The 26,798-nt window shown below is 34.3% G+C and carries 18 protein-coding genes and 1 pseudogene; 7 read left to right on the top strand and 12 right to left on the bottom strand.

Annotation, left to right across the window (positions count from 1 at the left end; all coding sequences use genetic code 11):
• The first annotated feature begins 24 nt into the window (after positions 1 to 24).
• On the top strand, positions 25 to 438 hold the full coding sequence (locus tag AC5YC8_RS01655) for a TM2 domain-containing protein (protein ID WP_496120205.1): 414 nt from the start codon (positions 25 to 27) through the stop codon (positions 436 to 438).
• 273 nt (positions 439 to 711) lie between these two features.
• On the opposite strand, the gene AC5YC8_RS01650 is transcribed toward AC5YC8_RS01655, so the two are convergent.
• The 3 genes from AC5YC8_RS01650 to eruA all read right to left on the bottom strand — a co-directional run bounded on the left by AC5YC8_RS01650 (position 712) and on the right by eruA (position 6,458).
• A complete protein-coding gene (locus tag AC5YC8_RS01650; protein ID WP_496163323.1) occupies positions 712 to 1,557 on the bottom strand; it encodes a DUF262 domain-containing protein in 846 nt (281 codons plus the stop codon).
• A complete protein-coding gene (locus AC5YC8_RS01645; RefSeq protein ID WP_496163322.1) occupies positions 1,544 to 2,176 on the bottom strand; it encodes an FRG domain-containing protein in 633 nt (210 codons plus the stop codon). Before AC5YC8_RS01645 ends, AC5YC8_RS01650 begins: the two co-directional genes overlap by 14 nt.
• Before the next feature lie 340 nt (positions 2,177 to 2,516).
• Positions 2,517 to 6,458, bottom strand: coding sequence for an NACHT domain-containing antiphage protein EruA (eruA, locus tag AC5YC8_RS01640; RefSeq protein ID WP_496163321.1), 3,942 nt, complete (start codon positions 6,456 to 6,458; stop codon positions 2,517 to 2,519).
• Positions 6,459 to 6,567: 109 nt separating this feature from the next.
• On the opposite strand from eruA, the gene AC5YC8_RS01635 reads away from it, so the two are divergent.
• Entirely contained in the window at positions 6,568 to 7,503 is a 936-nt protein-coding gene (locus tag AC5YC8_RS01635; RefSeq protein WP_496163320.1) for a hypothetical protein, read from the top strand.
• A 25-nt stretch (positions 7,504 to 7,528) separates the two neighbouring features.
• On the opposite strand, the gene AC5YC8_RS01630 is transcribed toward AC5YC8_RS01635, so the two are convergent.
• The 5 genes and pseudogenes from AC5YC8_RS01630 to AC5YC8_RS01610 all read right to left on the bottom strand — a co-directional run bounded on the left by AC5YC8_RS01630 (position 7,529) and on the right by AC5YC8_RS01610 (position 13,519).
• Positions 7,529 to 9,487 (bottom strand): TniQ family protein, encoded by a 1,959-nt coding sequence (locus AC5YC8_RS01630; protein ID WP_496163319.1) that lies wholly within the window; start codon positions 9,485 to 9,487, stop codon positions 7,529 to 7,531.
• 8 nt (positions 9,488 to 9,495) lie between these two features.
• Positions 9,496 to 10,440, bottom strand: coding sequence for a TniB family NTP-binding protein (locus AC5YC8_RS01625; RefSeq protein WP_486923865.1), 945 nt, complete (start codon positions 10,438 to 10,440; stop codon positions 9,496 to 9,498).
• Positions 10,427 to 12,306, bottom strand: a pseudogene (locus AC5YC8_RS01620) (TnsB C-terminal domain-containing protein). The gene AC5YC8_RS01625 and the pseudogene AC5YC8_RS01620 overlap by 14 nt, the downstream one beginning before the upstream one ends.
• A 1-nt stretch (position 12,307) precedes the next feature.
• Positions 12,308 to 13,012, bottom strand: a complete 705-nt coding sequence (locus AC5YC8_RS01615; protein WP_486923863.1) for a TnsA endonuclease N-terminal domain-containing protein — start codon at positions 13,010 to 13,012, stop codon at positions 12,308 to 12,310.
• A 240-nt stretch (positions 13,013 to 13,252) separates the two neighbouring features.
• On the bottom strand, positions 13,253 to 13,519 hold the full coding sequence (locus tag AC5YC8_RS01610; protein WP_004891668.1) for a hypothetical protein: 267 nt from the start codon (positions 13,517 to 13,519) through the stop codon (positions 13,253 to 13,255).
• Positions 13,520 to 13,654: 135 nt separating this feature from the next.
• Here AC5YC8_RS01610 and AC5YC8_RS01605 point away from each other — a divergent pair, with 135 nt between their 5' ends.
• Entirely contained in the window at positions 13,655 to 14,524 is an 870-nt protein-coding gene (locus AC5YC8_RS01605) for a hypothetical protein (RefSeq protein WP_496163318.1), read from the top strand.
• Between the two features lie 55 nt (positions 14,525 to 14,579).
• Here AC5YC8_RS01605 and AC5YC8_RS01600 read toward each other — a convergent pair whose 3' ends face one another.
• Positions 14,580 to 14,822 (bottom strand): transposase, encoded by a 243-nt coding sequence (locus AC5YC8_RS01600; RefSeq protein ID WP_496163317.1) that lies wholly within the window; start codon positions 14,820 to 14,822, stop codon positions 14,580 to 14,582.
• A 118-nt stretch (positions 14,823 to 14,940) separates the two neighbouring features.
• Here AC5YC8_RS01600 and AC5YC8_RS01595 point away from each other — a divergent pair, with 118 nt between their 5' ends.
• Together AC5YC8_RS01595 and AC5YC8_RS01590 are read left to right on the top strand one after the other, a co-directional pair.
• Positions 14,941 to 15,162, top strand: a complete 222-nt coding sequence (locus tag AC5YC8_RS01595; RefSeq protein WP_496163316.1) for a helix-turn-helix domain-containing protein — start codon at positions 14,941 to 14,943, stop codon at positions 15,160 to 15,162.
• 160 nt (positions 15,163 to 15,322) lie between these two features.
• Positions 15,323 to 19,132 carry a DUF4365 domain-containing protein gene (locus tag AC5YC8_RS01590; protein ID WP_496163315.1) on the top strand — a complete coding sequence of 1,270 codons (3,810 nt, stop codon included), beginning with the start codon at positions 15,323 to 15,325 and terminating at the stop codon, positions 19,130 to 19,132.
• Positions 19,133 to 19,249: 117 nt separating this feature from the next.
• Here the strand turns inward: AC5YC8_RS01590 and AC5YC8_RS01585 are convergent, their stop codons facing one another.
• The 3 genes from AC5YC8_RS01585 to AC5YC8_RS01575 all read right to left on the bottom strand — a co-directional run bounded on the left by AC5YC8_RS01585 (position 19,250) and on the right by AC5YC8_RS01575 (position 23,752).
• A complete protein-coding gene (locus AC5YC8_RS01585) occupies positions 19,250 to 20,533 on the bottom strand; it encodes a ribonucleotide-diphosphate reductase subunit beta (RefSeq protein ID WP_496117389.1) in 1,284 nt (427 codons plus the stop codon).
• Positions 20,534 to 20,684: 151 nt separating this feature from the next.
• Complete coding sequence (locus AC5YC8_RS01580) at positions 20,685 to 20,816, bottom strand: hypothetical protein (RefSeq protein ID WP_496117391.1); 132 nt, start codon at positions 20,814 to 20,816, stop codon at positions 20,685 to 20,687.
• 104 nt (positions 20,817 to 20,920) lie between these two features.
• Positions 20,921 to 23,752: a ribonucleoside-diphosphate reductase subunit alpha gene (locus AC5YC8_RS01575; RefSeq protein WP_496163314.1), complete on the bottom strand. Its 2,832-nt coding sequence runs from the start codon at positions 23,750 to 23,752 to the stop codon at positions 20,921 to 20,923.
• Positions 23,753 to 24,344: 592 nt separating this feature from the next.
• Between AC5YC8_RS01575 and bfmR the strand changes: the two genes are divergently transcribed.
• Positions 24,345 to 25,061: a response regulator transcription factor BfmR gene (gene bfmR, locus AC5YC8_RS01570; RefSeq protein WP_154772953.1), complete on the top strand. Its 717-nt coding sequence runs from the start codon at positions 24,345 to 24,347 to the stop codon at positions 25,059 to 25,061.
• Between the two features lie 38 nt (positions 25,062 to 25,099).
• Entirely contained in the window at positions 25,100 to 26,761 is a 1,662-nt protein-coding gene (gene bfmS, locus AC5YC8_RS01565; protein ID WP_496163313.1) for a sensor histidine kinase BfmS, read from the top strand.
• The last annotated feature ends 37 nt before the right edge of the window (positions 26,762 to 26,798 follow it).

The following is a 26,798-nucleotide window of genomic DNA, read 5'->3' as shown; positions in this document are numbered from 1 at the left end:
TAATTAAATCCAAAGAGAACAACAATGAAAGGCATTATTTTAGATTATTCAGTTCAGGGGAATAAGGGAATTATTAGTGGCGATGACCAAAGTCGCTATTCCTTTTCTGGAAGTTCTTGGAATGAGCAAATAGCACCTATTAAAGGACAGCAAGTTGATTTTCAAGTTTCAGGACAAAACGAAGCTATAGAAATTTTCCTGATTGGTGGGCAGCGTAATACATTCACTCAAGTTGGGGAAAAGAGTAAAATTATTGCTGCTGTATTGGCATTTTTCTTAGGTGGTTTTGGTATTCATAAGTTCTATTTAGGACAAATCGGTTGGGGGATTGTTTACCTTCTTTTTTGTTGGACGTTTATTCCTGCAATTGTTGCATTTATTGAGTTTATTATTTACTTATGTACGAGCGATGAAGATTTTGCACGTAAATATGGTTGATTTGATAAGTATAAAAAATCCCGCTTAATTAGCGGGGTTTTTGTTATTCACTACGAATATTAAAGAAGTCGATTAAGATATTTAATCGATCCCTAATGTTAGCAGAGTTGTTTGTTCCTTGTTGGGATAATCTATTAAACTCCAATAAGTCTAAAAAAAACTGTTGATTTTTATTGTTTAAATCAATATTTTCACCCATAAAGGTCTTATTTTCACTTAATAAAGTTCTCCACTTAATAAATTCTGCTCTAGTTATTTTATACAATTGATTATTTAATTGCGCATGTCTAAATAATAAACCACTATATTACCCTGAGCTTTAAGTAAATCATCTTTGCTTGTAAATATGCTTGACATACAATTTAAATATTGAATTGTATTATTAGTTGCTATCTTAATTTTATCGTCATTATCACTTTGATCTTTTACAAACTTATCAAGATAAGCTTTGTTTGTGTTTATAATTTGACGATTATTTGAAAGATTAAATTCTGTAAATAATATTTTTGCTGCTATATCTTGATGTTTATAGCGTGTATTTAAAAACTTAACCTTATCTATAAAGAAATCATGTTGAATAAGATTTCTAATACCTAATGAAACAGCACCAGTAAATGCATTTCTCTTTTCGGCGGCATTTAATGGTTCTCCATCATTAAGGCGAGAAAACATTTCTTCGATAAGTTCCATATCATCAGTAATAACTTCGATAATAGGGAGTATGACAGAGTCAAAATCTATGCGGATGTCTAGATATTCATTTGCCAAATTTTTATAACTCAGATTGGCAAGTTTGATCTCAGGATTTCTTAAGTAAACAAAATCTTCTGCTAAAGTAAATTCACCTTCAATAAAATCCCAAATGGCTTCAAGTCTTTGCCTACCATCAATTACGGAGTGAGTATATTCCATCGTATCTTGGTTACGAGTATAACTGTGAAAATAAATCTTAGGTATATCAAAGTCATTTAATAGAGAGTCTATTAGTAATTGTTTTTTTTCTTTTGTCCAGACGCCTCCAGCTCTTTGATATGGAGGATCTAATCTTATTTTTTTCCGATTAGCGAAGACTCGCATAATAGTTGAATGTTTAAGATCATGAGTTTCAATGTAATTCATATTTAATTGCTCCACTCACTAGTTCACCGATGCTAGCTAATTCAGGAAATAATTGAAATTTACTAAATCCCAATATTTTTAGATCTTCGATTATTTGGGGTTTAGCTTCTTTTTTTATTATTATTTTTTGTACATGATTTCCATCAAGGACTTGATCGATAGGTGTTTTATCTAATTGATGGATAGTAAAAACACCTTGTTGAGCTTGTATTCGTACATTATTGCGAGTGGCAATAGTAGCTAAAGGCTTCATTTCTATATGTGGGGCATCCTCCATAGATTGAAATGTGAAACTAGTTAAATATTTATCTTCAAATGATGGAATAAAGTCTAATTCTCCATCTCTTTTAACTTTAGATAATGCATTTAATTTGATTGGGTCTAAAATCCAAAGAGCCCCATCTGTATTAAGTTCACTTGATACAGCAAAAAATAAAGCAACTAAGGGACTTTCACTCCAATCTAATAATCTAGTTGGTACGCCATAATGTTGCATTAAAAACATCCAGTCAAAGTATGTGTTAGGCTTGTTGGCGAGCAACATAGAGGCATTTTGCATAAACCTATTAACAATAGTTTTTTCAGATGTTGTTGCTCTTTTTCTTAAGAGGTTAGGCATTAAATGCTAATCTTTATTACCCTGTCCCCTATACCACTTAATATCTTGATTCCTAAATTTTTCTAAAACATTTATTAATTGTTCAATTGAGCTTATTGAGTATTGTTCAAGCATTTCAGATTTCACTCATTAATATCTGAGTTATTATTAAATATCAAATAAAAAGGAGAGCATAAGCTCTCCATATATCGTCATGCGACACATTGTTTGTCATTTCGAGTTTATTAACTTCAATGACTTGAGTGTAGTTGCGACGCATAATGACATTGATCAGCGACACAACCTATGTCATTTTTTGGATAAAACGACACAACCTATGACAATTTTTGAAAATGTGTTTTCAAAGTCTTGTTCTATTGCAATCAAGAACTACTATATTAATTTTACCTTCCTGAGCTGGTCGACTATTTAGTACCAACATTTCTTGTAGTTGATGAGGGGTAGTAGGTTTGAGTTTACCTCTCCCTGGTGTTTTTAATTTTTTATTATCAGATCTCTCTCCAAACCAGAGTACTAGATAAATACCTCTACCTTTGGCTCTCCAATCAGTGGCATATAATTTATTAAGTTGATTGTCTGCTCCAGTCCAAAGGTTAGGGTGCCACTGACCTTTTATTTCAATTGGTAGACGAATTTTGCCTACAGCACAAGTGATATCAACTTCTTTGTCACCTGATACATGTGCTTCAGGTTCATATGTGATTTTTTTCTCACCTTGGCGAAGTAAACCAATTAGATGATCTCGACATCGTTCTTCATCAAAAGGCTTACCTTGGTCATTGAAAAATCCACGCCAAGATTCAGCGTCATCACTTATAATCTTTGCTTGGACAATACTTAGCTCATCTAATATGACAGTTTGTAGATCAGAGATCGATTGGGGTTCATCATTATTTATGACTGCTTTGATTTCATTTATAGTAGGTGCCACATAAAGATGTTCGCTACGAATTAGTTTCTGCTCATACTGTACTGTTTTAATTAAGTCTGTATATCCGTCGAAAGATGATATTTTTAGCCGTTTCATGACTTCACAAGCTTCGTCACAGTAGTTTTTACCTAATAGCTTAATAAGCTGAATGATAAACTCTGACGCATCCCAAGGGTTTGTATCACCAAATGTTCCTCCGATAGGGTGGCCTACATTTGGCCATAGTTTTCGGAAAGTTGTAATAATCCACTCAATTTGATTGGTATCTAATAGATTTTTATAATGATTCTCTCTGTAGCGACCAGTTATTCTATCTCGTAAAGTCCAAATTAAACTTTTATCAATTGGTTGATTTCCTAGACTATTGATTGTTTCTTTGAAATTTATAAGTATGCTGACAGATATCCAGTATTTTAATCGTTCTTCATCAGCTAATAAATCTAAGGAAGGAACAAGCTGTTTCAATTCTTCAAATTTTCCATTGTGTAGTAAACAATCAGCAAGTTCCTTTTCATCCTCGATATTAAGATTTTCAAATTTACTCAACCAATTTGTTGCTAATTCAGTACCTAATTCAGCATATTCTGCTTTTCTCATAAATTGTGATAGCCCACCAATATGAGTGCATTGAGCTATAAAGTATGGTTCATAAAAAGTTTGTATTGCTTCTTTGAAAATTCCTCTTTTTTGAAGTTCTTCAATAATATATGTATAAAGATTATTGATTCCAGCAATCTCATCATACCGACGATGTGATAGAAGAAGGTAAGCAACTATTAGTCTTTCATTTGGTAGATCAAGAAAATATTTATTATTTCTAACACGTTCAGCTAATGCAACTAGTAGAATATAACCTACTTGGTAGAATTTCCCTTGAGGCAAAATAATTGCAATATCTTGTGCACTAACATCAGGTGGATTTTTAACTAAGTTTGCTTCAAAGCCATCCATACATGCTTCAGAAATATCAGCTCCCACCCAATCAGATATGCGTTCATGTGGCGGTATTTCTTTACTAATATCAGTAAACAGAGATAAATAAACTTTGGCTGGTTTAAGTATTATTTCATATTCACCTTGGCGTAATCGGTCGATATTTGGAATATAAAATAATCTTTGCTTGGCTCTATCAGCAGTTTTTTTGACTTCGGTTTGTTTTTTACGTTCAAGATCTTTAATTTGCCAACTTTCTAATTCAACGACGGAAATTTGATTTAACCAATTTTGATCATTCTTGTTATTAAGAGTAAAGGGTAACGCAGCATCTCTTACCTCCTTGCCAATTTCACCATCATGTCGTATTAATTGAACAATTTCTTTCCAGCGAGCATCTGTAGAATTTATTAAATATAATTGTTTAAGAATAAAAACTAGATCTTCAGGAGTAAGAGTTAAACCAGAAGATCGGCTTGAAAGATACATGCTTCTTTGCCAAATATTTTCTTCAGATGGTAAATCTAGCAAAACCATATACTGTAATTTTTGCTTTGATTTGTAATCATTTTTTAAAAATTTTGCTAACTTTTGAACATTTTCATCTTGATATCCAAATACCTTCCCAAAAGGTTTTAGCCAATCCCATAGCTTTTTAGGAGTGATATCATAATTTTCTATAAATCTTAGAATTAATCGATATGCAAAATTTTTGGCTTCACTTTTAATTTCTGAATAATCATTTTTATCTAAAGTGTTAACTCCGATAATAAAAGAATTTAGAATATTTTCAATTTGTTCTAAAGGTAGATTTTCTTGTAAATACCACAATGGTCCGACAGTATTACTATTCATTTTTAAATATGAAATAGCAAGATTAGCAATTAAAGCATCATTGGTTTGGTTGTAGCCAGTATCATCTAATAACTCTATTGCTAATCTAATAGATGACTCATCACATAATTGAAATAGGGACGTATATATACTAGACCAATTTATAAATTGTTCTTGAACAGCTAAAGCTTCACCAGCTGATTTACGTATTGCAAATTCTATTTTGGAATCATTAATAAGGTTAGTTAATATTTGGATAAAATCATTTGGAAGTTGATATCCTTTAATGACGTCTATTAAAAAAAGTCTAAAGCCAAAGGGAGTATCAGGTTGAATTATAATTTTCTGGATTTGAGATAAGATTATTGGCATTGTGAAGGCTCGAATGCTGTATCCATTTCTATTATAAAAGTTATAAAAACTAGGATTATTTTCAGCTAAATCTTGAATACTATTTAGTAGAGTTTGAGCTTGCTCTACTGTTATGGTTCCTACATCACCATATTCAAGAATACCTATAGGGTCTGCTTTAATAATACTTGAGACTAAAGCAGGGTCACTCAGTAGCCATGAATGTAAACCACGTAAGTTACTCGGAACAAATTCATGGCTATGGAACAAGGATAGAAGACGCTTACGTTTTCGGTTAGTATCAGCTAGTTTTACTAGCCATTTTGCTGCCAAGAATTCACCAATTCGACGATGAATGTAAGTAAAACGTTCTACGCCATTAGACCGAAAAAGGCGTGAGCCTAATACTAGATCAATTTTTTCAGTGCCAGGGAGTAGTTTTACTTCACTTATCGGTAGTTCACCGTCAGTTATATTTATAATTGATTTTCTAGAAAGAGCTTCATTACCTGTCATGATTAAACTGGCAAAAGCAGCTCCTGCTGCATCAAGTGAAACTTCGCTTGGCAGTTGTGCTTCAGATTTAGATTCCGAATGTTCTGCTCTTAAAATTTCTATAGCTTGTTCAAATAATTGGGTTAAAGATCCAGGTAGTTCTCCCTGAATTGCGACTTTAGCAATTAAACTAAGAGTTTGAGGATTTCCTAGCAAATCATCCAGATTCTTAGCTGTAAAGTGAGTGATAATTTCTTGAGCTCTTTGGATGCTAAAGTTTTGTTCAAGAAATATAGCCATATCATTTTGAGCAAAAGGATTTAAATGAAGTTCTAAAGGTGATTCTGAATATTGTTCTCTTATAGCTTGTATGCCTGTAGCACTTTTCCAATCCGCTGCACGGCATGCTAAAATAAATTTTGGATATCCTAAAAATTCAAGCTTTTGCAATACCCCATCTACGGCATCACCATCATTTTTCGAACTTACCTCATCGAGTGAATCAATAACTAATATGCTATTTTTACCAAGAAGAGGGCGGGGATCAGCACGATTTAGTAATTGACGTGCAGTACAATATGCGTAATTTTCTAAGTTTCCTAGCCATTCTAAAAGGCTAGATTTTCCCATTCCCGCTTCACCTAAAATAACCAATGAATTTGTTATTTCAAGTATTTCATGTTGACTAATTTTTTTTTGAGTATCATCAAATTGATACCACAGAGTTCTCGGGATCATGATCTAAATTTAATAAATATTGTATAGTTAATAGACTTCTCATAATCTTAGCATGAATAGTTTGTTGATTAAAAAATTGATTTAAAAGGAAAATACAAATGGGGAATAAGTGAACTTTACTCTTTTTTTGTTGCAGAAAATTAAGCTAATTGTTGATAATAGTGGGTCTATTGCTAAATTTACTATAGGTGCTGGTATATGTCTTATCCTTTTATATTTTTGGCATATTGATTATTTTCCTACGGACTTATCATTAGGCGATGGCCTTTTATTTTTCTTAATTACAATAAAGTTTTTATTCGTATATGCATTTTTTTTGGGTTCACACTATGCACTTGGAAGTGTTTTATTATTTTGTCTAAGAGCGGTAAGGGATTTTTTTAAAGTTTTATTTTCATTAGTAATAATATTGTCTAAAGGGTTAATAGATCTAAATTTTTTAAAGTTAGATTTAAAAGTTTTCTTTAAGAGAGTAAGTAATAATTTTATTAAATTTTTGTTTTACATTTTTGGTTTTGCTTTTGCATTAACATTTTATAGTGGGAAATCAATAAATATATTGGTAATGCTCTTTTTAAGTATTCTTTTAAAAATTTTTATTGATAAATTTATAGAGAATTTAAAAAATAATAACGAGAAATTAGTTGAAAATGAAAGTGATGAAAAAAATATAAAGCTTTCAATGATGCTACTTTATATTTTACTTGTTCCAAGTACTGTATATGCTTTTTATGCTGAAAAATCGAAGAATATTTTTATTAATATGGCACTAGGCTCTGTGAGGGAAGATGAAAAAAATAGCTTAATCTATATTAAAGCAGGATTTAAGGATTTTTTTCCAAAATCAAAAATTGGACAACAAAAAGGTGAATATATCGAAATAAAAGGAGGGGAAATCCTCTTAAAAGGAGTTGGTAAGAATGCTTTAATTCAATATATAACTAAAACCAAAGATCGAAATGGAAATGAAGTTAAAATAAAAGTTAAAGTTGAAGTTCCTAATGAGGCTTTATTAATTGTAAGAAGATCCCAACATAAAGATTAGGTGGGATCTGAAGAACATCATCAAATTACTGTATTACAAATTTTAAAACTTCATTTTTATTGAAAAGTCTTACTTTTTTATCTGTTTTTCCAAAATAGTGAGGCTTTATGAGACCCTGCTTTTGTAAGTTAGTGACATGAGAGTGGCGCATACCTAAAAGAGAGCTTGCCTCAGCACCAGTAATGAATTTTTCTTTTAAATCTAGAACTTCAGTAAGCTCATTTTTATAAATAAGCTTCCAATAGACTAAATCTTCAATGTATAAGAAGCCTGTATCGCCCCAATATTTTTTCATCCAATTTATAGGGCAGTTCAATCGCTTTGCAGCGTCTAAGTAAGAAATAAACTCATCACTTAATAATTTATTCTTAAGATTTAATAGGGAGCAAGCTTCAATTTGAACAGATATAGGACTGTTCTCTTTTTTTTTAAGAATCCCTTTTTGAACAAGTACCGCAACTTTATTCGGGCTAATTCCTAAAAGTGCAGCTGCTTCTTTTAAAGAGTAATAATCTGTACTGGTAGTTATTGATTCTGACTTGTCTTTTTGTCTACCTGTACGTGTTGGATAGTGTTTAATGACCTCTAAATCAGCTGTACTTATATCTTGAACATCTGTCTTTAAAAAAATGTTAATGGGCGTAGAGTCAATATGTGGTCCATGAACGGGCTTAATACCTATTGATACTAATTTCTCCACGAGATTTGTAGGGGATGCTTTCAACTGTTTTGCTAAAGGAGCAATCAGCATATATTTTCTATTGAATTCATGAAGTTTGTTCTTTGAATATTGCTTAGGAGTAGCTACATCTAGTTCATTTTGTTCTAAATTGAACCATCCAATATTTGCTAGTTTACGAGCAGTTTCATAATTGATTTCTAAAACTTTAGAAATTTCTTTTAGACAAATGTGGCCATTAACGATAGTCGTGTCACGCAGTGTGTCAGCTATACATTCATCCTTGTCTATTAAACCTAAAAGAAAGCGCTCTATATCTATACTCGATATATTTCCACGATAAAGCTCTTTTTTCCCTAGCTTTAGATAGTCGCTTTCAATCAATTTCTCAAGCTCAAAACGTGAAACTTTTAAAATACGTTTTATCTGATGGTTTCTAAGTTTTATAGAAATACTTTTTTCACTTATTTTGTATTCATCAGCATTTTGTTCAACGACTTTAATGTGCTTCTTGAAAAAATTCTCATATTTTAAAAATGGTATTAACTGTACCCTAGGATGTGAGTAATTGATTCTAGAATTAATAAGAGCACTGAGCTTGAGTGCTGAAAGTTCAGGATGATGAAAGTATTCATATACGGAAAGGAAAACTTTCAAATCGGTGTTAGATCTATCGAACTTAAAGAAGTTATTAAAAGCATTCCAGCAAGCTGCAAACTCTTTGAATAATTTGTTGGAGTTGAAGTTTAGAACGTCGATAAACCAATAAATGGTTTCAATAGAGTTTGCTTCTCTGATTGGGGCTTTATCAAGTTCATAACCACAGCAAGAACAGTTTTGAACACCTGCTTTTGATGTAATTGGATTCTCACAGTTTGGACAAGAATCAATTAAAAAGCATAAATGAATCGGACATGCGTAAATTGGTTTGAGCATCCATAATTTTTTTAAATATGCACTTTCTCCAAGACAAATAGGACAGTAGCGTATGTTGTCTAATTCAAATAACTCATGAGGAACTTCAATAGCACCTATTGTTCTTGGAGATCTATTTGTAGGACCTGATCTTTCAAAAGCTAGACAAGCATATTCACTATCTATATTTAAAGCATTCAAAACTAAACCAAAGCGAACATCATCCGCTAGATGGTAATTAAGAGATTTCTTAATGATGGATTTATAGTTTTCTTTGCCAACTAAATTAAAGATTGAGCTATGTGCATTAAGTTTTGCGGTTCTGAGTAGGAAGCTGATTGGCGATTCATCTTCATAAGGGATTGCTTGTATTAAAAGAGAATTTTGCATAATGATATTTATTTCATGAGTGATATGATTTGAGAAATATTCATTTCGAATGGATTTTTACTTTGTTTGCTAATGTATAGTGTGATACCTAGTTTCCAGGCATAACTAAAATCATTAGAATTAACGACTTGCCTTCCATCGTTTAAAGCATGCGTAATACTTTCTCTAATCAGACTCATGATGTATGAGTGATAACCTCTCGTTGCCAATTGAATTTGCATGCTTACAAGTTGGCTATCTAGTGCTGGCGAGAAGGTGATATTCTGTTTATTAAGTGTTCTTGAAACTTCAGCGAGAAAGGCAAGCATACTCCCACCTTGTATGGGATCAACAGTTAATGGGTTTAACTGGTAAATGAATGGGAATCTACGTGCAATTTGGCTATCAATTTGAAGTAGTGGGACGAACTCTGGTAAACCAACCAAGCAAAAACTGATCCCAGTTCTATTCACTAAAGTTTTAATCCAATTCCCCGTAGTCCGATTCATTCTCGTCGATGTAGGTTTACGTTCAAATAAATGATGGAACTCATCTAAAAATATGAGCTTAGTTTCGCATTGAGCAAGTAAATGAATAAGCCTACTTGTTAGATATTCAGTTGTTCCATATCCATTTTCACAAGTAACATCTCCCAGTTCTTTAAGCATCATTATGGCCAATGACTTTACAGTAGCTGGTGAGGGGACTTCGACATAACATACTGGAATAATAGATTTTTTATAATCCTTTACTGTTTTTTCTGAACGTGGCATCAAACTTAAAATTGTTTTGCACAACGTTGTTTTTCCTAATCCACCCTCTGCGAGCAACATACTTCCAACTGGTTCACTATAGGAAATACTTCTTTTGACACAATCTTGTATACCTGTAAAAGCTGTCATAAACTCATTTGAAGTAATGACAATATTGTTAATAGATCTAATTTTATCGAATCGATTATCAAATTTTTCCATGTTTCAATACCTCCAAAGAACCAAACTGCTCAATTGGTGTTGGTGTATTTATAGTAGAAACAGGTTGTTCAGATATATGCTTCTCTTCCGAAAAAAGCTGTTCTTCAACTTTTTTTAATTGTTTGGGAAGTTCTAAAGTAAGGGGCTTTAATCTCGGTTTATGTTTAATAAGATTGCTTTGTATCTCGTGCATAAGTTTATACAGGTGATATAAGTCCGACATTGGACCAATCCTTTGTTTGTCAGATCGAGTTTGGGCTTTCTTTAACTTTTGCACTTCAAGATGTGTTACGCGTGACAAGCCAAATGTATAATTTTGATTGGTTGAGTCTGCTTGAATAACTACATCTTTATTATTAGGGTCTACAACATAAACTTCATTTAAATTTAAATCGTCAATTAGCACAGTAACGGTTTTTATGCCTTGTGCTTGTAGTGTTGTAAGTGAATGAGAAAAATAACTAATGCCGTCTACACGGACTTGACCGTGATTAATACTTCTTTCAATAGGCCTGCGACATAAAATTTTTGCATCTATATCAGTGAGAAAACTGGGGCGAATATCTTCAATTGCATCTTGCCACATAATAATAGGAGAGCGACCAGTCGTATGGTGAATAGATTTGTGATAGACATCGTGGATCCATGTATCTATATATTTTTTCAATTGTTCTAAAGTTAATTGAGCAATTTTATTGGAGTTATAGCTCCCTTTATCTATCGGATTTGAAAAAGTTGTGCCAGGTAACTTTTGAAGGATCCCATGAGTAAGTGTGCTAAAAAAGCGTTCAATATGAGGCTTGTTATTTGGAGTACCCACTTGAGAAGGAGTCAAAGTAATTTTCAGCTGTTCGCACACTCGCGCAAGTGAATTATTTTTAAACTCAATTCCATTATCAGGAATGATAATACTCGGAATACCTCCTGGTAATTTATGATTCGGCCGAGTAACCATGTCCTTAATTGTTTCTAAAGTAGTTGCAGCGCTAGGTGGATACATATTGATATACGTACCTACAATTGCTCTTGAATAAACATCAATTGCACAAGCAAGAAATGGTCGTCCTAAAGCAACCTTATTCTTTGGGTCGACTATAATAATATCGAGATAATGTGTATCAATTTCGACCATATAAAGAGCAAAAGGGCTAATAATGCTTTTGCCGGCAGCTTGAAAAGTTTTCTTCGCTATACGAGATCCTTTCTTTATTTTTAATTTAATATAAGGGTCTAGTTTTTTGATGTGTCGTTGGATACTCCTCAGTGTTGGTAACTTTCCAATGAGATCCCTTGCTCTATGAATCGACCAAGCATATAGGCTTGTACGTCTTTACCAGTTCTAAATTCAGGTTTCAAATAGACTTCATTAATTGCTTGATTCAGAATTTGGTAGACTTCAGGTGGGAATCTTAAGTGATGATTACCTATATATTTATCTTGTAAACAGAGCTTGTTCTGCGAAAAATTTTTATATTTAGTGATCCATCTTGCGACAGTACGGCAGGAAGGAGGGTTAGAATCTTTAATTTCAGTGGAGATATGCTCTATTAATTTTGATAAATTTTGAGGGCTCGTAGGGGATTTTAGAGTTTGAAGAGCACTTATAACATAACGTTCTTTACGGTGTATTTCTGAACTGTGTTTAGGGTTGATCATCAGCTTATCAGGTGAAAATACACATAGAATTTCACCTACTTTGTAGCGGCTTTCAAACTCATTCGGATTAATTGAAAATGACTTTCCACCAGCAATGGATGCATATCGTATATCATTATAGGTTACAGAACCGATTTCAAAAATATAGTCAGGATGTTCTTTAAAATAAAAACGAAAACCTGGTTGTGGGGTTAAAAGAACATTGTTCATGTCAATAGCCCTCACTGATTTCTTGTTTGATTGGGCTAATTGTTATTCTTTGATGAAAAAATAAATAATCAGCTAGTTCTTGCTTGAGGCCTATTGATTCAAGTGTTTTATAGGCTTGATTTGAGTTTTCAAATTCATTGAGTTTTAACAGGTCTAAAGCATAATTGATTTCGAAAGTACTCCAGCTGAATCGATGTCCTCTCTGATACCAGTAAAGCAGTTGAGATATTTCTGTTTCACTTGGTAAGTTTGAGTGATCTATTAGCTTAAAAGTAATATCCATTGAGTGGAGTAGATCAGAAAGTATCGCAAAGCGATTTAAGTCATCTATTGATAATGATGCTATGGATGGTTTGACTTCATGAACCTCATAAGCACCTTCTTTTGTTTGAACCAAGAAATCTGGAAAACAATACTGTTCATTGGCTAGCAAGATTTTTAATGCTTGTGAGCGATAATTTAAGATGTTGGGATCTTGTTCTAATGAGATTGCATGAGCGAGTTCAAGTCGGCTTTCTAAGGGTATTGCTCCGCAACACTTTTCACTCGGGAAAAGTGAAGTTCGACGACCAAAAGCACCTTGGTAGATTTTGCGTTGTCCATGAAGTGTGGCTGCTACATTTGCAGTTGATTCAAAAGCTATCCTGATTTGTTCTAGGATACTTGTTTGAATATCAGTTTTTAAAAATACGGTTCGATAAGGCATATCTGTTCATCCAGAAGTAATCCTATTCTCAATAGATTTTTGAGAATGAGCTAATCTGTACTATTACTATTGAATAGCACTCACTTGACTGGTGACGATATAGAGAAGATACTATGATTCTCAGGTCTTTATATTCTTCTATATAAAGTCACAAACGGATCCTTTTAAGGGTCCGTTTTTTATTGATTTTTTTTCTAACTTTTCATAATCACTCCAAGGTCATTTTCGATTATTGAGAATTTAATGGTTATCTTGAGAATCTAAAATAGCATTCCTTTGATTTGCCAGCCATGTAGCAACATCCTTTACTAAGGCATATTTGCCACGCCGATTGGGGATACTAAAAACAGGAACTGGGACTGTTTTACGCGTTAACGCTTGTCGAAAGGCTTCCGTGGATTTGTAGCCTAAAGCGATTCGTAGTGCATCATCTGTCATTAGCGGGCCGTAACGATCGAATAACTCTTTTTCTATTGTAGTTGCATCGACTATGGGATGGATTTCCATTGAGTTCCTGGTAGTAACCTGTCTCAACAAAAGCTTATACTTGAGACTATATCTGTACAAGTTGAATAAATCACTAAACTTTTTCCGGAAATATTTTTTTAAGTAATTGATATTTAAATATTTGGTTTAAATTTTATGGGTTATGTTTTGAAAAACGAAAATATTGGAAAAGTTAGAGCTAACAAAAGGGATGTAACCGACCAAATACGGGTTGCACTATGGTATTCATACTTACAGCATGGTTTAAATGCACAACTACCGTCTCAAATAGCAAAAATGATTGAGCCTGATAAAATTAGAGTAGTGAATGGGTGTGTAACTGATAATGATAGGAAATGGAGGAACTATAAGAATGGTTTAAATGTTCCTCATCCAAAACTTATAGACAAAGCTGAAGCAGTAGTACAAGGCAGCTCATTGATCATTAATCATGTGCTTTGGCAAGCCATGAAAAATTCAATAAATTTAGATTTACTTTTAAAAGACAGTATTGGAAAACTGTCGTGGGAAGTTCAAAGGATACTTTATAAACCCAATAAATATAATTGTGATAGGAAGTTAGTTGATAGGTTATCGTCTAAAAAACTGATACAGCTAGAGCGATTAGCTAGCTTAGATGCTTTAGCTGCACTGGTAATTTTTTATCGAATGGGAGTCGAGGACACTAGTAGCATTGTCGATATCAGCAGAGCTATTTATCGAACCTTACTTATTATTTGCATGAAAAAACCTTATTCACATTTTAGTGAAAGCTTAATTTTATTGATGCATTCCCAAGTGTTTTCTTTAGTAGACCCTGAGGAATCAATATTAAGCGATAGCTTCAAAGAAGATTTTCTAATGCATCTACAAATATTAAGGACTCAATTTTCAAAGATGTACAGTGAAAAATTGGTTACTAATACTTGGAAAAAAGACGTTAGGATCTCATCCGATTTTTTGGAAAAGGTTAGGTTTCATAATCTATTTAAAGAATCGACTATCATGACGCTGGGTGCTATCTAATATACTTCTAAAGTAAAATATCTATGTAGAAATTCGATATTTGGGTGAGAACGCCTTACATTTTCAGGCGCTTAGACAACCTTTCTTCAGCATACATTTGTTTGAGAGCCAAATTTTCTTGTTCCAATTTATCTAAGCGAATCAGAATTTTCTCATTGATATCTATATAATTTGCTTTCCAGCGATAGAAAGTAGCAACACTGATTTTGTACTCTTCGCAAATCTGTTCAACACTTACACCTGCTAAATTCTTTTTAACAATGCTGTTGATTTTAGCTATAGAAAATTTTTGCTTCACAGTGAATTCCTAGACTATCGTTCACTGATTATCCAAAAGAAAAAATTCAGTAAACAGATAGGGTTAAATTAAAAATATCCTATTTTGGGATATTTTTAATTGTAACTGATATTGAGCTATGCGCTCAATACACGATCCTAGGTATCAAGACCTAATTAATAAACTTATAGAACTGCGTGAGTCTAAAAATGTGACTCAGGTTGAACTTGCACGTCGTTTGAATAAGCCTCAATCGTACGTTTCCAAAGTTGAAATCTTAGAAAGAAGACTTGATGTGATTGAATTAATAGATTGGTTAAAAATTTTACAAGTAGAATTAAATAACTTCCTCAATTACTAAAATAAATTTCTTTGTGTCATGAATTCTATTGAGGTTTTATGAACTTTATAAATAAGAAGAACTTTTACTGCTAGTACGACTTGACGATAAATTAAGTCTTTATTTTTTGATATTATTCTATTAATTAAATATTTAAATAATTGGAATAGGGCTCCAAAATATGGAAAATTTACCAAAAGAGGGGCGTAGTCAAGAAATAGGTCGTTTGGCCGCAAGAGCATTAGGGATTAAATTACCTAAATCCTGGATTGAAACCCCATTAGCTGGCGACACAGATTTCGGTATTGATTATACGATTCAACTAAAATCTAATGAAAACTACGTGAAATATAGTTTTTATTTGCAATTAAAAGGTACTACGGTTCCATCGTATAGCACTGATAAGACTTTTATTTCATATGATTTTAATGTTTCGACTTTAAATAGTTATCGTCAACAAGAACCTTTAGTAATGGTTGCTGTGGTTGATTTGAGTGAAAATGAGGAAGATCTGCCAAATTGCCCAATTTATTATTTTTGGTTAGAAGAGGAATGGTTTTCAACAAATGAACATAAGTTAAAGACTCAAAGTACTATTACGATTAGAATTCCTGTAAATAATATTTTACATACTTCTTTAGATGTTTATGAATATTATTCAAACAGAATTTTAGAAAAATTTGTAGTTACAGAATTAAAAAAGAAGATTCAGATTCCAAATAAGACTTCGGTGGAAAGCATTGAGCTATTCACAAATGCTATAGTTGAAAAACCATTAATATTAAAAAGTATTGAAAAGCAAAGTGAAGCTCCATGGATTGATAATCCTAAAGGGGAAGTATCAACAGATTTGAAGAATTGCTCAGATTGCTTATCAAATAATCGTATAAATGATGCGAAAGAAATCTTGAATAAGTTAGATCTTAAAAAGGATCTATTTAGTGCACATGAGTTAGCAGAATTCTATTACCAAAAAGGTAACATATTGTCTTGTGAAGGTTTTTTTGATGATGCCGAAGCACACTTTGAATTAGCATATAAGCAAAATTTGAAGAATCGTTATCGTCTTGCCTACTTAGAGTCTAAATTTAAACTGGATTCCATGCCTTCACATGTTGAGCTTGAAAAACTTATTGAAGTTTTAGACGAACATGATTTTCAAGAATGTTCACTCAAAGCTAAATCGCTTGCAATTTTAGGGAGATCTCCAGAAGCACTTCAAATGCTTAGAAGTAAGCATCCTAATGAAATCATGATGCAAATGGTTGTTTGTACTCTTGGTGAACTGTATGAAGATCTAGATAGTTTAATTGAAAAAAATATTGCTGATGAATTTGAAGATGAGCGAAAAAAATATATTTTTAATTCATTAGCAGCTCGAAGATACTTTCATAAATCGTCAAATCAGATAGGGGTGGGTGGGGATATTCTCCCTTTTCAAGGCCATCCGGACTACGATATTGATGGAATGAAATTATCTTATAGCTTTATCAAAAAAGCATGGAGTGCTGCTAGAAAATTAGGTTATCCACATGATGTGACTATTCTAATGGATATTAGTTGCTTAGTTTATGGATACTTTAATAATTTATCAGACTTTGGTTTCTATATTGAGGAAATTTTGGTTGAAAGACCTAACCATTCAGAAATAATAAGATCATATATTCGCATATTATTTAATATCAGAGAATATAAGAGAACACTAGAGTTACTAGAAAAATTAGACACTTTAGATGTTGATGAATGTGGAATACAGGTTCTTTCCTACTATCATTCTGGGAAGTCGAACCAATGTTTAGGTTTAATACAGAAGTATGAAAGTATCCTATTAAGCTCCCCTGGAGAAAATACTCCAGCAATTTTTTGTATAGGGATTGAAATAGCTGAAGCAACTTTTCAAAAAGCATTAGTTGAAAGATATGAAAATATCATTAAATCATTGCCTAACGGAGAGGCTTTTATAGCTATTCAGAAGTTTGTTTCGGAATCAAACTTGGATAAGACTCGGGGCAAGGAGTTTGCTCAAGATTTATATCAAACTTACTTGAAGCTTGGTAAGCCATTCGTAATTGCAGAACAATTATTGTCCTATTTAGATCCTAAACATGAACAAACTGCAAACCAAATAATTGAACTTTCTGAGCATGTTTTAAGTGTAAGAGAACTTAGTAAGAATAGATATTTGGATTTAGCCCAGGCTTTTTTTACTACAGAACGATGGCAAGAAGCTGAGACCTTAGCTGAAAAAAATATAGCTAAAGGTATAGCTGTTTCTAGATGGAAGTTAGTACAAGCTGCTGCCCTACAAAATCAAGGTAAAGTTGGGATTGCTTATAAGACTATTAAAGATGTTATAAAGTCAGAAGATATAGGCAGAGAAGAACAAGAATTTTTTATTTCTTTATCTCTTTCACTTGGTCTAATTGATAATGTGGTTGATTTTCTTGAAGAAAATCTATCCAATTCAACTCATACTCAAAATATAATTTTAACTGTTAGACGTCTTATCGCTGTCTATATTAATAGATCTGAATATGACTCAAAGCTTAAGACTGCAATTTTAAAATACGGTACCTTAATAGACCCAACTAACTGCGAACAAGAAGGTGATTATTTACAACTATGTATGTTATATGCTCCTTTTGAAAATGATGAACAAATTAAGAATTATCAAGAAAGATGTAATAAATATTTTGCTACCTTTCCTAATTCAACAGTTCTCAGACGAGCAAATGTAGATGCTGAGGAAGGGGCTGAATCTTTATTAACGGCTTTAAGGCAATTAACAGGAGTTACTGCAGAGCAAGAAGAACTTTGGGAGAGTAATAAACAAAAGTTAAGAAATAGGGAGCTTCCTATACCATTTTTCATGCGTGGACATTATTTGCAGAATACACGAGATGTTTATACCACATGGGTATTATCAAAATGTTCTAAAGAGGAAGAGTTGGAGTTTAGAGTCATACATGCTCCTCAGATGGAAAAAAGTAAGTTCAAAGAATTGATTGATACTTCGGATACTATTTTATTTGAGGAAACATCATTATTAATTCTAAATGATTTAAATATGCTAGATGAATTTTTAAAAGTATTGCCAAAGTTTTCTATTGTTGATTCAGTGTTTAAAAAGATAAATTTGAGTACTCATGAACCAATATCTATTAATGGTCAGATATCTGGTTCAATTTTAAAAGCAATCCAAAATAATATAGAAAAATTAAAATTAATTAATGATGATGAGGCAACTTTTTTTAAATATGACTATGCTTTAAAGGATAAAGAAGGTTTGCTGTTGACCGATGACTTATATTTGACTTGGTTTATACAGGAAAAGAATCCAAATATTTTATTCGGGAATGTTTTTAATATATTGGAATTTCTTTATGATAAAGATGTTTTAAATGACAATGAGTTCTATAAAAAAATAGTAGATAGCTTTTCTCTTGGAATTGTTGATATAAATTTAGGGGCGGATTTGCTTGGAAAAACTATTAACTATTATTTAGGTTTACCAGATGTTTTAAGTTATGAGAATACTCATTTTAAATTAATTTTTGATAATTTGATTAGTCGAAATACTGATTTTAGGTCTAAACAAAAGTTATTTTTAGATATGTTTAATTGTGTTGATATACATAATTTATCATCTGATGCTTTATTGAGCCTCATTAGTAAACTATTGGAATTTAATCCTTTAGTTGATCCACAAAAAATTGTTGAAACTTGGTTTATTTATTGTGGGTTGAGAAGGGAAGTAATAAAAGATATAGATACTTCGATAAGTATCGTACACGAAGCTTTGTGGTTTAAGTACAAAGACCTAATGGAAAAGTTGAACTCATCAACTTGTTCTTCTGAAGTATTATTAGATAATATAATTAGAATAATTAAAAGTTTAGATGGAAATATTAGCATACTAGCATTTGATAATTTAACTTCTTGTTTTTCTCTGGACTCAAGTGAATATAAATATTTGGAAACTCTAATTTAGAGTTGGACAAAAAATAGAGCCATTAAGGCTCTATTTTTTTTGACAAACAATGCGTCGTTCTTTGACAAACAATGTGTCGTTTTTGACAAACCTTGTGTCGCGTGACGATACTAAATATTACCAGCTTAACGCGCCACCAGTTTGGTAGTCCGTCACACGAGTTTCGAAGAAATTCTTCTCTTTACGTAAATCCATCATCTCAGACATCCACTGGAATGGGTTATTCACACCAGCAAACTGCTCAGGTAAGCCCAATTGGCTTAAACGACGGTTACAAATAAACTTCAAGTATTCTTCCATCATCGCAGCATTCATGCCCAATACACCACGTGGCATAGTGTCACGTGCATATTCGATTTCAAGCATAGTACCTTCAAGAATCATTTGAATGATTTCTTCTTGGAACTCAGCAGTCCAAAGGTGAGGGTTCTCAATCTTGATTTGGTTAATCATATCGATACCAAAGTTCAAGTGCATAGACTCATCACGTAAAATGTATTGGAATTGCTCAGCAACACCGTTCATCTTATTACGACGACCCATAGACAAGATCTGGCTGAAACCACAGTAGAAGAAAATACCTTCAAGTACGCAATAGAATGCAATCAAGTTACGAAGTAAGATTTGATCGTTTTCAGGTGTACCCGTTTGGAAAGTAGGATCACTTAAAGACTGAGTATATTTCAAGCCCCAAGCCGCTTTACGAGCTACTGACGGTACTTCACGGTACATGTTGAAGACTTCGCCTTCATCCATACCTAAAGATTCGATACAGTATTGGTAAGCGTGAGTATGAATTGCTTCTTCAAATGCTTGACGAAGAATATACTGACGGCATTCAGGGTTTGTAATATGACGATAAATTGCAAGAACCAAGTTGTTTGCAACCAAAGAATCGGCAGTAGAGAAGAAACCTAAAGAACGCATTACGATAGTACGCTCATCTTCAGTTAAGCCATTTTCAGACTTCCAAAGTGCGATATCGTGGTTCATGTTAACTTCTTGAGGCATCCAATGGTTTGCACAACCGTCTAGATACTTTTGCCAAGCCCATTCGTATTTGAATGGTACAAGCTGGTTCAAGTCAGCACGACAGTTAATCATTGCTTTATCATCAACTTGTACACGCTGAGCACCCATTTCAAGCTCTTCTAAGCCAGGTGCAACATCTAAAGTTTCTAGAGCGTTAGATGCTCTTGCCAACGGATCGGCTGGATCTGTTGATCGGCTTGCAACGGTTCGAGTGAGTTGTGGAGCTGCCACACTCGACGATTTGTTGCTTGCATGAGATACCACTTGCGAATCAGTCGCTTTTTGCGGTTCGACGGGCGCAGACTGCTGTGTTGATGCAGTTTGTTTCGGTTCATCATCTTCGAAATCGTCCCAACTAAGGATAGACATATTAATTCTCTCTTCGTTGCTTTATATCTTTTATTTAGACATCTAACTTACGAAGTTGAGATGTCCCTACTATACGCTTAATTTGTGTAAGCAAAATTAAGTTTTACCAAACTTTGTTTTAATCTTGTTCGAAAACAAGCAAAGTTCCACGCTACTTATTTTGATTACGCTGTTGTTTTCTTACTTTTACCCAAATGTAACCCAGTGGGATGTAAAACAAGACAATAAAGGAAACAACCAAGGCAACGAGCCCTAACATGTAGTTATGCGTCATATGTTCCATGAGTGTTTCCTTTGTTTGTATTTTTTAATCTCCCTAAATCCCTCTTTAAGAAAGAGGGACTTTTCTCCCTCCTTTAAAAAGGAGGGTCGGGGAGGATTATCTAATTATTGACAAGCCTCACAATCAGGATTGTCAATTGAACAAGCCATCGGTACTGGAGCTGCTTGACCAAAACCTTCTTCTTCAACAGCTTCAGGTTTCGTTGCTTCTACTACAGGCGCTGCAACAACAGGAGCAGCAGTTGCTGTTGCTTTAACAGCATTCAATGCGCCAGTGTTAATTGTAGATTTCTCTGCAGAAGTTGCACCCAATGCACGAAGGTAATACGTTGTCTTAAGACCACGTAACCACGCCATTTTGTACGTCATATCCAATTTCTTACCATTTGCACCAGAGATGTAAAGGTTAAGAGATTGTGCTTGATCGATCCATTTTTGACGACGTGATGCAGCATCAACAATCCAACGTGGCTCAACTTCAAATGCAGTTGCGAAGATTGCTTTTAATTCGTCAGGAATACGAGAAATCTTCTGAACAGAACCTTCGAAGTGTTTAAGATCGTTCACCATTACAGAATCCCAAAGACCACGATCTTTTAACGCACGTACTAAGTACGGGTTGATCACTGTAAATTCACCTGAAAGGTTAGATTTTACATAAAGGTTTTGGAAAGTCGGTTCGATAGACTGAGAAACACCACAAATGTTAGAGATTGTCGCAGTAGGAGCAATCGCCATTACGTTTGAGTTGCGCATACCATCTTTTTGAACTTTAGTACGTAAAGTATCCCAGTCCAAACGAGTTGTACGGTCAACTTCGAACATACGTTCAGGACGTGATTTAGCAACAAGGTCTAAAGAATCAATTGGTAAGATCCCTTGATCCCACAATGAACCTTTAAATGTTTCATAAGCACCACGCTCAACAGCTAAATCGCTAGATGTTGAAATTGCGTAGTAAGAAATCACTTCCATAGACTCATCGGCAAAATCTACCGCTTCATCTGAACCGTAAGCAATTTGCATTTCGTATAAAGCATCTTGGAAGCCCATGATACCCATACCAACTGGACGATGTTTCAAGTTCGAGTTGCGAGCTTGTTCAACAGCGTAGTAGTTGATGTCAATTACGTTATCTAGCATGCGAACAGCAGTTTTTACTGTGCGAGCAAGTTTTTCACGGTCTAAAACACCGCCTTGAACGTGTTGGACAAGGTTAATTGAACCTAAGTTACAAACTGCGATTTCATCTTGATTTGTATTTAACGTAATTTCTGTACATAAGTTAGATGAGTGAACTACGCCAACATGTTGTTGCGGTGAACGTAAGTTACAAACGTCTTTGAATGTGATCCATGGGTGACCTGTTTCAAACAACATAGAAAGCATTTTGCGCCATAAATCTTTAGCACGTACTTTCTTATGAAGCATGTCAGTTTCTTTAGCAATTGCTTCGTAGTGTGCATAACGCTCAGCAAACTCAGCACCTGTTAAATCATGAAGATCAGGCGTTTCAGATGGTGTGAATAAAGTCCATTCAGCATCTTCAAATACACGTTGCATGAATAAGTCAGGAACCCAGTTCGCTGTGTTCATGTCATGTGTACGACGACGATCATCACCAGTGTTCTTACGAAGCTCTAGGAATTCTTCGATGTCTAAGTGCCAAGTTTCTAAGTATGCACAAACTGCACCTTTACGCTTACCACCTTGGTTAACCGCAACAGCAGTATCGTTTGCCACTTTAAGGAATGGAACAACACCTTGTGATTTACCGTTTGTACCTTTGATGTACGAGTTCAATGCACGAACAGGCGTCCAGTCATTACCTAAACCACCTGCCCATTTAGAAAGAAGGGCATTGTCACGCATAGAACCATAAATGTTGTAAAGGTCATCTGCGATGGTTGTTAAGTAGCAGCTAGAAAGCTGAGGACGTAAAGTACCTGAGTTGAACAACGTAGGCGTAGAAGCCATGTAATCAAAGCTAGATAATAAGTTATAGAACTCAATTGCACGTTCTTCACGGTTTTCTTCATTTAATGACAAGCCCATTGAAACGCGCATGAAGAATAATTGCGGTAATTCAAAACGAACGCCATCAGAGTGAATGAAGTAACGGTCAAATAAAGTTTGAAGACCTAAGTATGTAAATTGGTTTGAGCGTTCTGGTTGAATCGCTGCTGCCAATTTAGCAAGATCAAATTTTAATAATTCTGGAGAAAGAAGCTCAAGTTCAACACCTTTTTTCAAGAATGTTTCTAAAGCATCATTTTCTAAAGTTTCTGTCGAAAGACCTAAGAACTCAAGACCTGTTGCAACTAAGTTGTCACGTAACAAACGAGCTGTTACATAGGTGTAGTTTGGCTCTTGTTCAATACGAGTACGCGTTGCCATCATCATTGTTGTAGAGATGTCAGTCGCTTTTACACCGTTATAAAGGTTTTTAACTGTTTCATCGATAATCGCTTGAACGTCAATACCTTCTAAACCTTCACTTGCTTTTTCGATAGTCGCTTGAAGACGGCTTAAATCTAAAGGTGCAAGCTGACCATCTGTTCCCGTAATTTGTAATGTAGGATGGTGGTGTGCATTTGTTTGCTTACGTGCTTCAGCGCGTTGTTCGCGATAAATAACATAAGAACGTGCAACTTTTTGTTCCCCAGTACGCATAAGCGCAAGTTCTACTTGGTCTTGAATCTCTTCAATATGAATAGTACCGCCAGAAGGCAAACGACGCTTGAAGGTATTTAATACCATTTCTGTAAGCTGAGAAATACGATCATGAATGCGGCTAGAGTCTGTGCTCTGTTGACCTTCAACTGCTAAAAAAGCTTTACCAATCGCAACGGCAATTTTTTCTGCATCAAAAGCAGCAACATCGCCAGTGCGTTTAATCACCTGAATTTGACCGGGTGTTGATGTGATTACGCTCATTGTCAGCATAGCTCCATATGTCATCTATTTTTATGTTTATGGACCATTTGAACTGGGCAGAAAATAGGCCACAGTGTATGAGGGATAAACACAAGACTTAGTGGTTTAGATTTGATTTACACACAAGATACGGGAAAAAATAGCTTAGATCAATATTGACATTTCTCTTTTTTCTTTCTTGCTTTTCTAATCTTTATTTACAAAAAAATCCATAATTTTTGTATTGCTTAATGATGCCTTATGGCACAAGGGCATAGCATAGCAAAGCTGAGATTAAGTGCTTATAGATAAACTTGTGGATAACTAAAAAAGGTTTAGAACAAGCAGACAGTTTCTGATCAAACAATGAAATAGATCAAATTTAATACTAATTGTAACTTTTTGTGTTATTTTTTGAGGCGAAAAATTGTCATAAAATGAAAATTTCAAATAATCCAATACGTAAAAAAATATAACAAATTGCTACTTTGATGTATCTGTTTCGTGAACAGAATCTTGTTTACAATGTAAACGTGTGTATATTGCAGTGATATATTTAAGCGTATCTCTTGGATTTATAAAGAATACGTTATGACTAATAAAGGGGCATCTAATGAGCCAAGAAGAAAAGTTACCTAAAATTTTGATTGTTGAAGACGATGAGCGTCTTGCGCGTCTGACTCAAGAATACTTAATCCGTAATGGACTAGAAGTTGGGGTAGAACCAGATGGCAACCGTGCCATTCGTCGAATTATTGCAGAGCAACCAGATATGGTTGTGCTTGATGTGATGTTACCTGGTGCCGATGGTTTAACCATTTGTCGTGAAGTACGTCCGCATTATCATCAACCTATTTTAATGCTTACAGCACGTACAGAAGATATGGATCAAGTTCTTGGTCTAGAAATGGGCGCAGACGATTACGTTGCTAAGCCTGTTCAACCACGTGTGCTTTTAGCGCGCATTCGTGCATTACTTCGTCGTACAGACAAAGCACCAGAAGATGAAGTTGCTCAACGCATCGAATTTGACGACTTAGTCATAGATAATGGTGGTCGTTCAGTGACATTACATGGTGAACTTGTTGACTTCACAAGTGCTGAATATGATTTGCTATGGTTATTGGCTTCAAATGCAGGTCGTATCTTATCTCGTGAAGATATTTTCGAACGTTTACGTGGTATTGAGTACGATGGTCAAGACCGTTCAATTGATGTTCGTATTTCACGTATTCGTCCAAAAATTGGTGATGATCCTGAAAATCCTAAACGTATTAAAACAGTACGTAGTAAAGGATATTTATTCGTAAAAGAAACAAATGGTATGTAAGTAAATGAGCTTTATCTGGTCTAGCATAGGACGCTCTCGTGTTTAAACACCGTATATTTTTGCGCATATATGGCGGTTTAGTCATATTGGTAGTTTTGGTCGCACTCTTTGGTTACCTATTGGTGCAGATCATTAACTATCAACGTGCGCAAGAATATAGAGAGTCTTTAACTGATGGTCTTTCTTACATTATTACCGAAGGTATTGATCGACAGGCTAATCAGCAACAAAAGTTAGACTGGATTTCTGATGCATCTGATTTATTGCAACTACCGATATATTTTGTAGATGCAGATAAAATTAGCTTAACTCGAACAGAGAAAAAGCGAATAGATGAGCAAAAAGCAGTTGTCCGTTATGATGCGAGTAATGCTGTTACTTATGTCATATTAGGTGTTAAAGATAATCCAAATCATTATATTTATATCCGTATAGATAGTTTTAATGAGCGCCAAATGAAAGCTTTACCTGTTTTCATTATGGATTATCTTGTGTATTACCCTGGACAAGAAAAAGAATATCTACAAAAGCTTCAAACTAGATTTTCATATCCTGTAAGTATTGAAAATATTCAAAACTTGCCTCTAGATTCTGAACAGATTGGGCGTTTACGTTTAGATCATAGTATTGTGCTGTATCGTGATAATGCGAGTACGCGTGGTACCAATGTTTCAATTGTATCGCCTATGACTAACTCGCATTCACAAGTTTTAGTTTTAGGACCTATTCCGCTGTTTAACTGGATGCCATTCCAATTGGCGGCTGGTATTACCTTGCTAAGTTTGTTTGTTTTAAGTCTGGGTGTTTATGGCTTACTTATACCTATGCAGCGTAAAGTGAGACAGGTAAATCAGGCTTTAAATGGAATGAAAGCAGGGGATATGAGTATTCGACTTCCTGTGGAAGGTTCAGATGAAATGGCAAGTTTGGCTTCTAGCTATAACAATATGTCAGATCATATTCAGCGCTTAATTGAATCACAACGTGAATTGATGCGTGCTGTATCACATGAGTTAAGAACGCCCGTTGCTCGAATTCGTTTTGGTCTAGAAATGCTTGCAGAAGATGATGATTATAATAGTCGTCTGCAACAAGTAGACATGATTGATAAAGACATTGAAGCACTCAATAATCTTATTGATGAAATTATGACCTATGCCAAATTGGAGCAGGGTACACCATCATTTGATTTTGAAAAGATTGTTCTGCTTGAAGTTTTAGAGCAAGTGGTGACAGAAACAGAAGCATTAAAAACGAAAAAAGAAATTGTGTTACAAGCACCAGCTGAGTCTTTAGTGGTAGATGCAGAGCATCGCTATTTACATCGTGTAGTACAAAATTTAGTGGGCAATGCTGTTCGTTATTGTGACGATAAGGTTGTGCTAAGCGGTGGTATTAATAGTGATGGTAAGGCGTATATTTGTGTTGAAGATGATGGTGCGGGTATTGCTGAGCAAGATCGAGCACGAGTTTTCGAAGCATTTTCGCGTTTAGATGACAGCCGTACACGTGCATCGGGTGGATATGGTTTGGGACTTTCAATTGTCAGCCGTATTGCATATTGGTTTGGTGGAGAGGTTAAGGTAGATTCAAGCCCATCACTAGGTGGTGCAAGGTTTATTATGACATGGCCTGCAAGACGCTTTAAGAAAGCCAGAAAAAATTATTTAAAAGGTATGATAGAACATAAATCTGAATAGTTTAAATTTAAGCGTTTACCTATTGAGGCATGTGATA

The sequence above is a fragment of the Acinetobacter sp. FY731 genome, assembly GCF_059515905.1.
The sequence above is the reverse complement of the archived record's forward strand: the minus strand, read 5'-3'. Positions and strand labels throughout refer to the sequence as shown.

Excerpts from the sequence above, each read along its gene's own strand:
- AC5YC8_RS01630 (WP_496163319.1), bottom strand. The coding sequence starts at position 9,487 with ATGCAAAATTCTCTTTTAATACAAGCAATCCCTTATGAAGATGAATCG.
- AC5YC8_RS01605 (WP_496163318.1), top strand. The coding sequence starts at position 13,655 with ATGGGTTATGTTTTGAAAAACGAAAATATTGGAAAAGTTAGAGCTAAC.
- AC5YC8_RS01625 (WP_486923865.1), bottom strand. The coding sequence starts at position 10,440 with ATGGAAAAATTTGATAATCGATTCGATAAAATTAGATCTATTAACAAT.
- AC5YC8_RS01615 (WP_486923863.1), bottom strand. The coding sequence starts at position 13,012 with ATGCCTTATCGAACCGTATTTTTAAAAACTGATATTCAAACAAGTATC.
- AC5YC8_RS01650 (WP_496163323.1), bottom strand. The coding sequence starts at position 1,557 with ATGAATTACATTGAAACTCATGATCTTAAACATTCAACTATTATGCGA.
- AC5YC8_RS01610 (WP_004891668.1), bottom strand. The coding sequence starts at position 13,519 with ATGGAAATCCATCCCATAGTCGATGCAACTACAATAGAAAAAGAGTTA.
- AC5YC8_RS01585 (WP_496117389.1), bottom strand. The coding sequence starts at position 20,533 with ATGTCTATCCTTAGTTGGGACGATTTCGAAGATGATGAACCGAAACAA.
- AC5YC8_RS01645 (WP_496163322.1), bottom strand. The coding sequence starts at position 2,176 with ATGCCTAACCTCTTAAGAAAAAGAGCAACAACATCTGAAAAAACTATT.
- AC5YC8_RS01590 (WP_496163315.1), top strand. The coding sequence starts at position 15,323 with ATGGAAAATTTACCAAAAGAGGGGCGTAGTCAAGAAATAGGTCGTTTG.
- bfmR (WP_154772953.1), top strand. The coding sequence starts at position 24,345 with ATGAGCCAAGAAGAAAAGTTACCTAAAATTTTGATTGTTGAAGACGAT.
- AC5YC8_RS01580 (WP_496117391.1), bottom strand. The coding sequence starts at position 20,816 with ATGGAACATATGACGCATAACTACATGTTAGGGCTCGTTGCCTTGGTT.
- AC5YC8_RS01595 (WP_496163316.1), top strand. The coding sequence starts at position 14,941 with ATGCGCTCAATACACGATCCTAGGTATCAAGACCTAATTAATAAACTT.
- AC5YC8_RS01655 (WP_496120205.1), top strand. The coding sequence starts at position 25 with ATGAAAGGCATTATTTTAGATTATTCAGTTCAGGGGAATAAGGGAATT.
- AC5YC8_RS01575 (WP_496163314.1), bottom strand. The coding sequence starts at position 23,752 with ATGAGCGTAATCACATCAACACCCGGTCAAATTCAGGTGATTAAACGC.
- eruA (WP_496163321.1), bottom strand. The coding sequence starts at position 6,458 with ATGATCCCGAGAACTCTGTGGTATCAATTTGATGATACTCAAAAAAAA.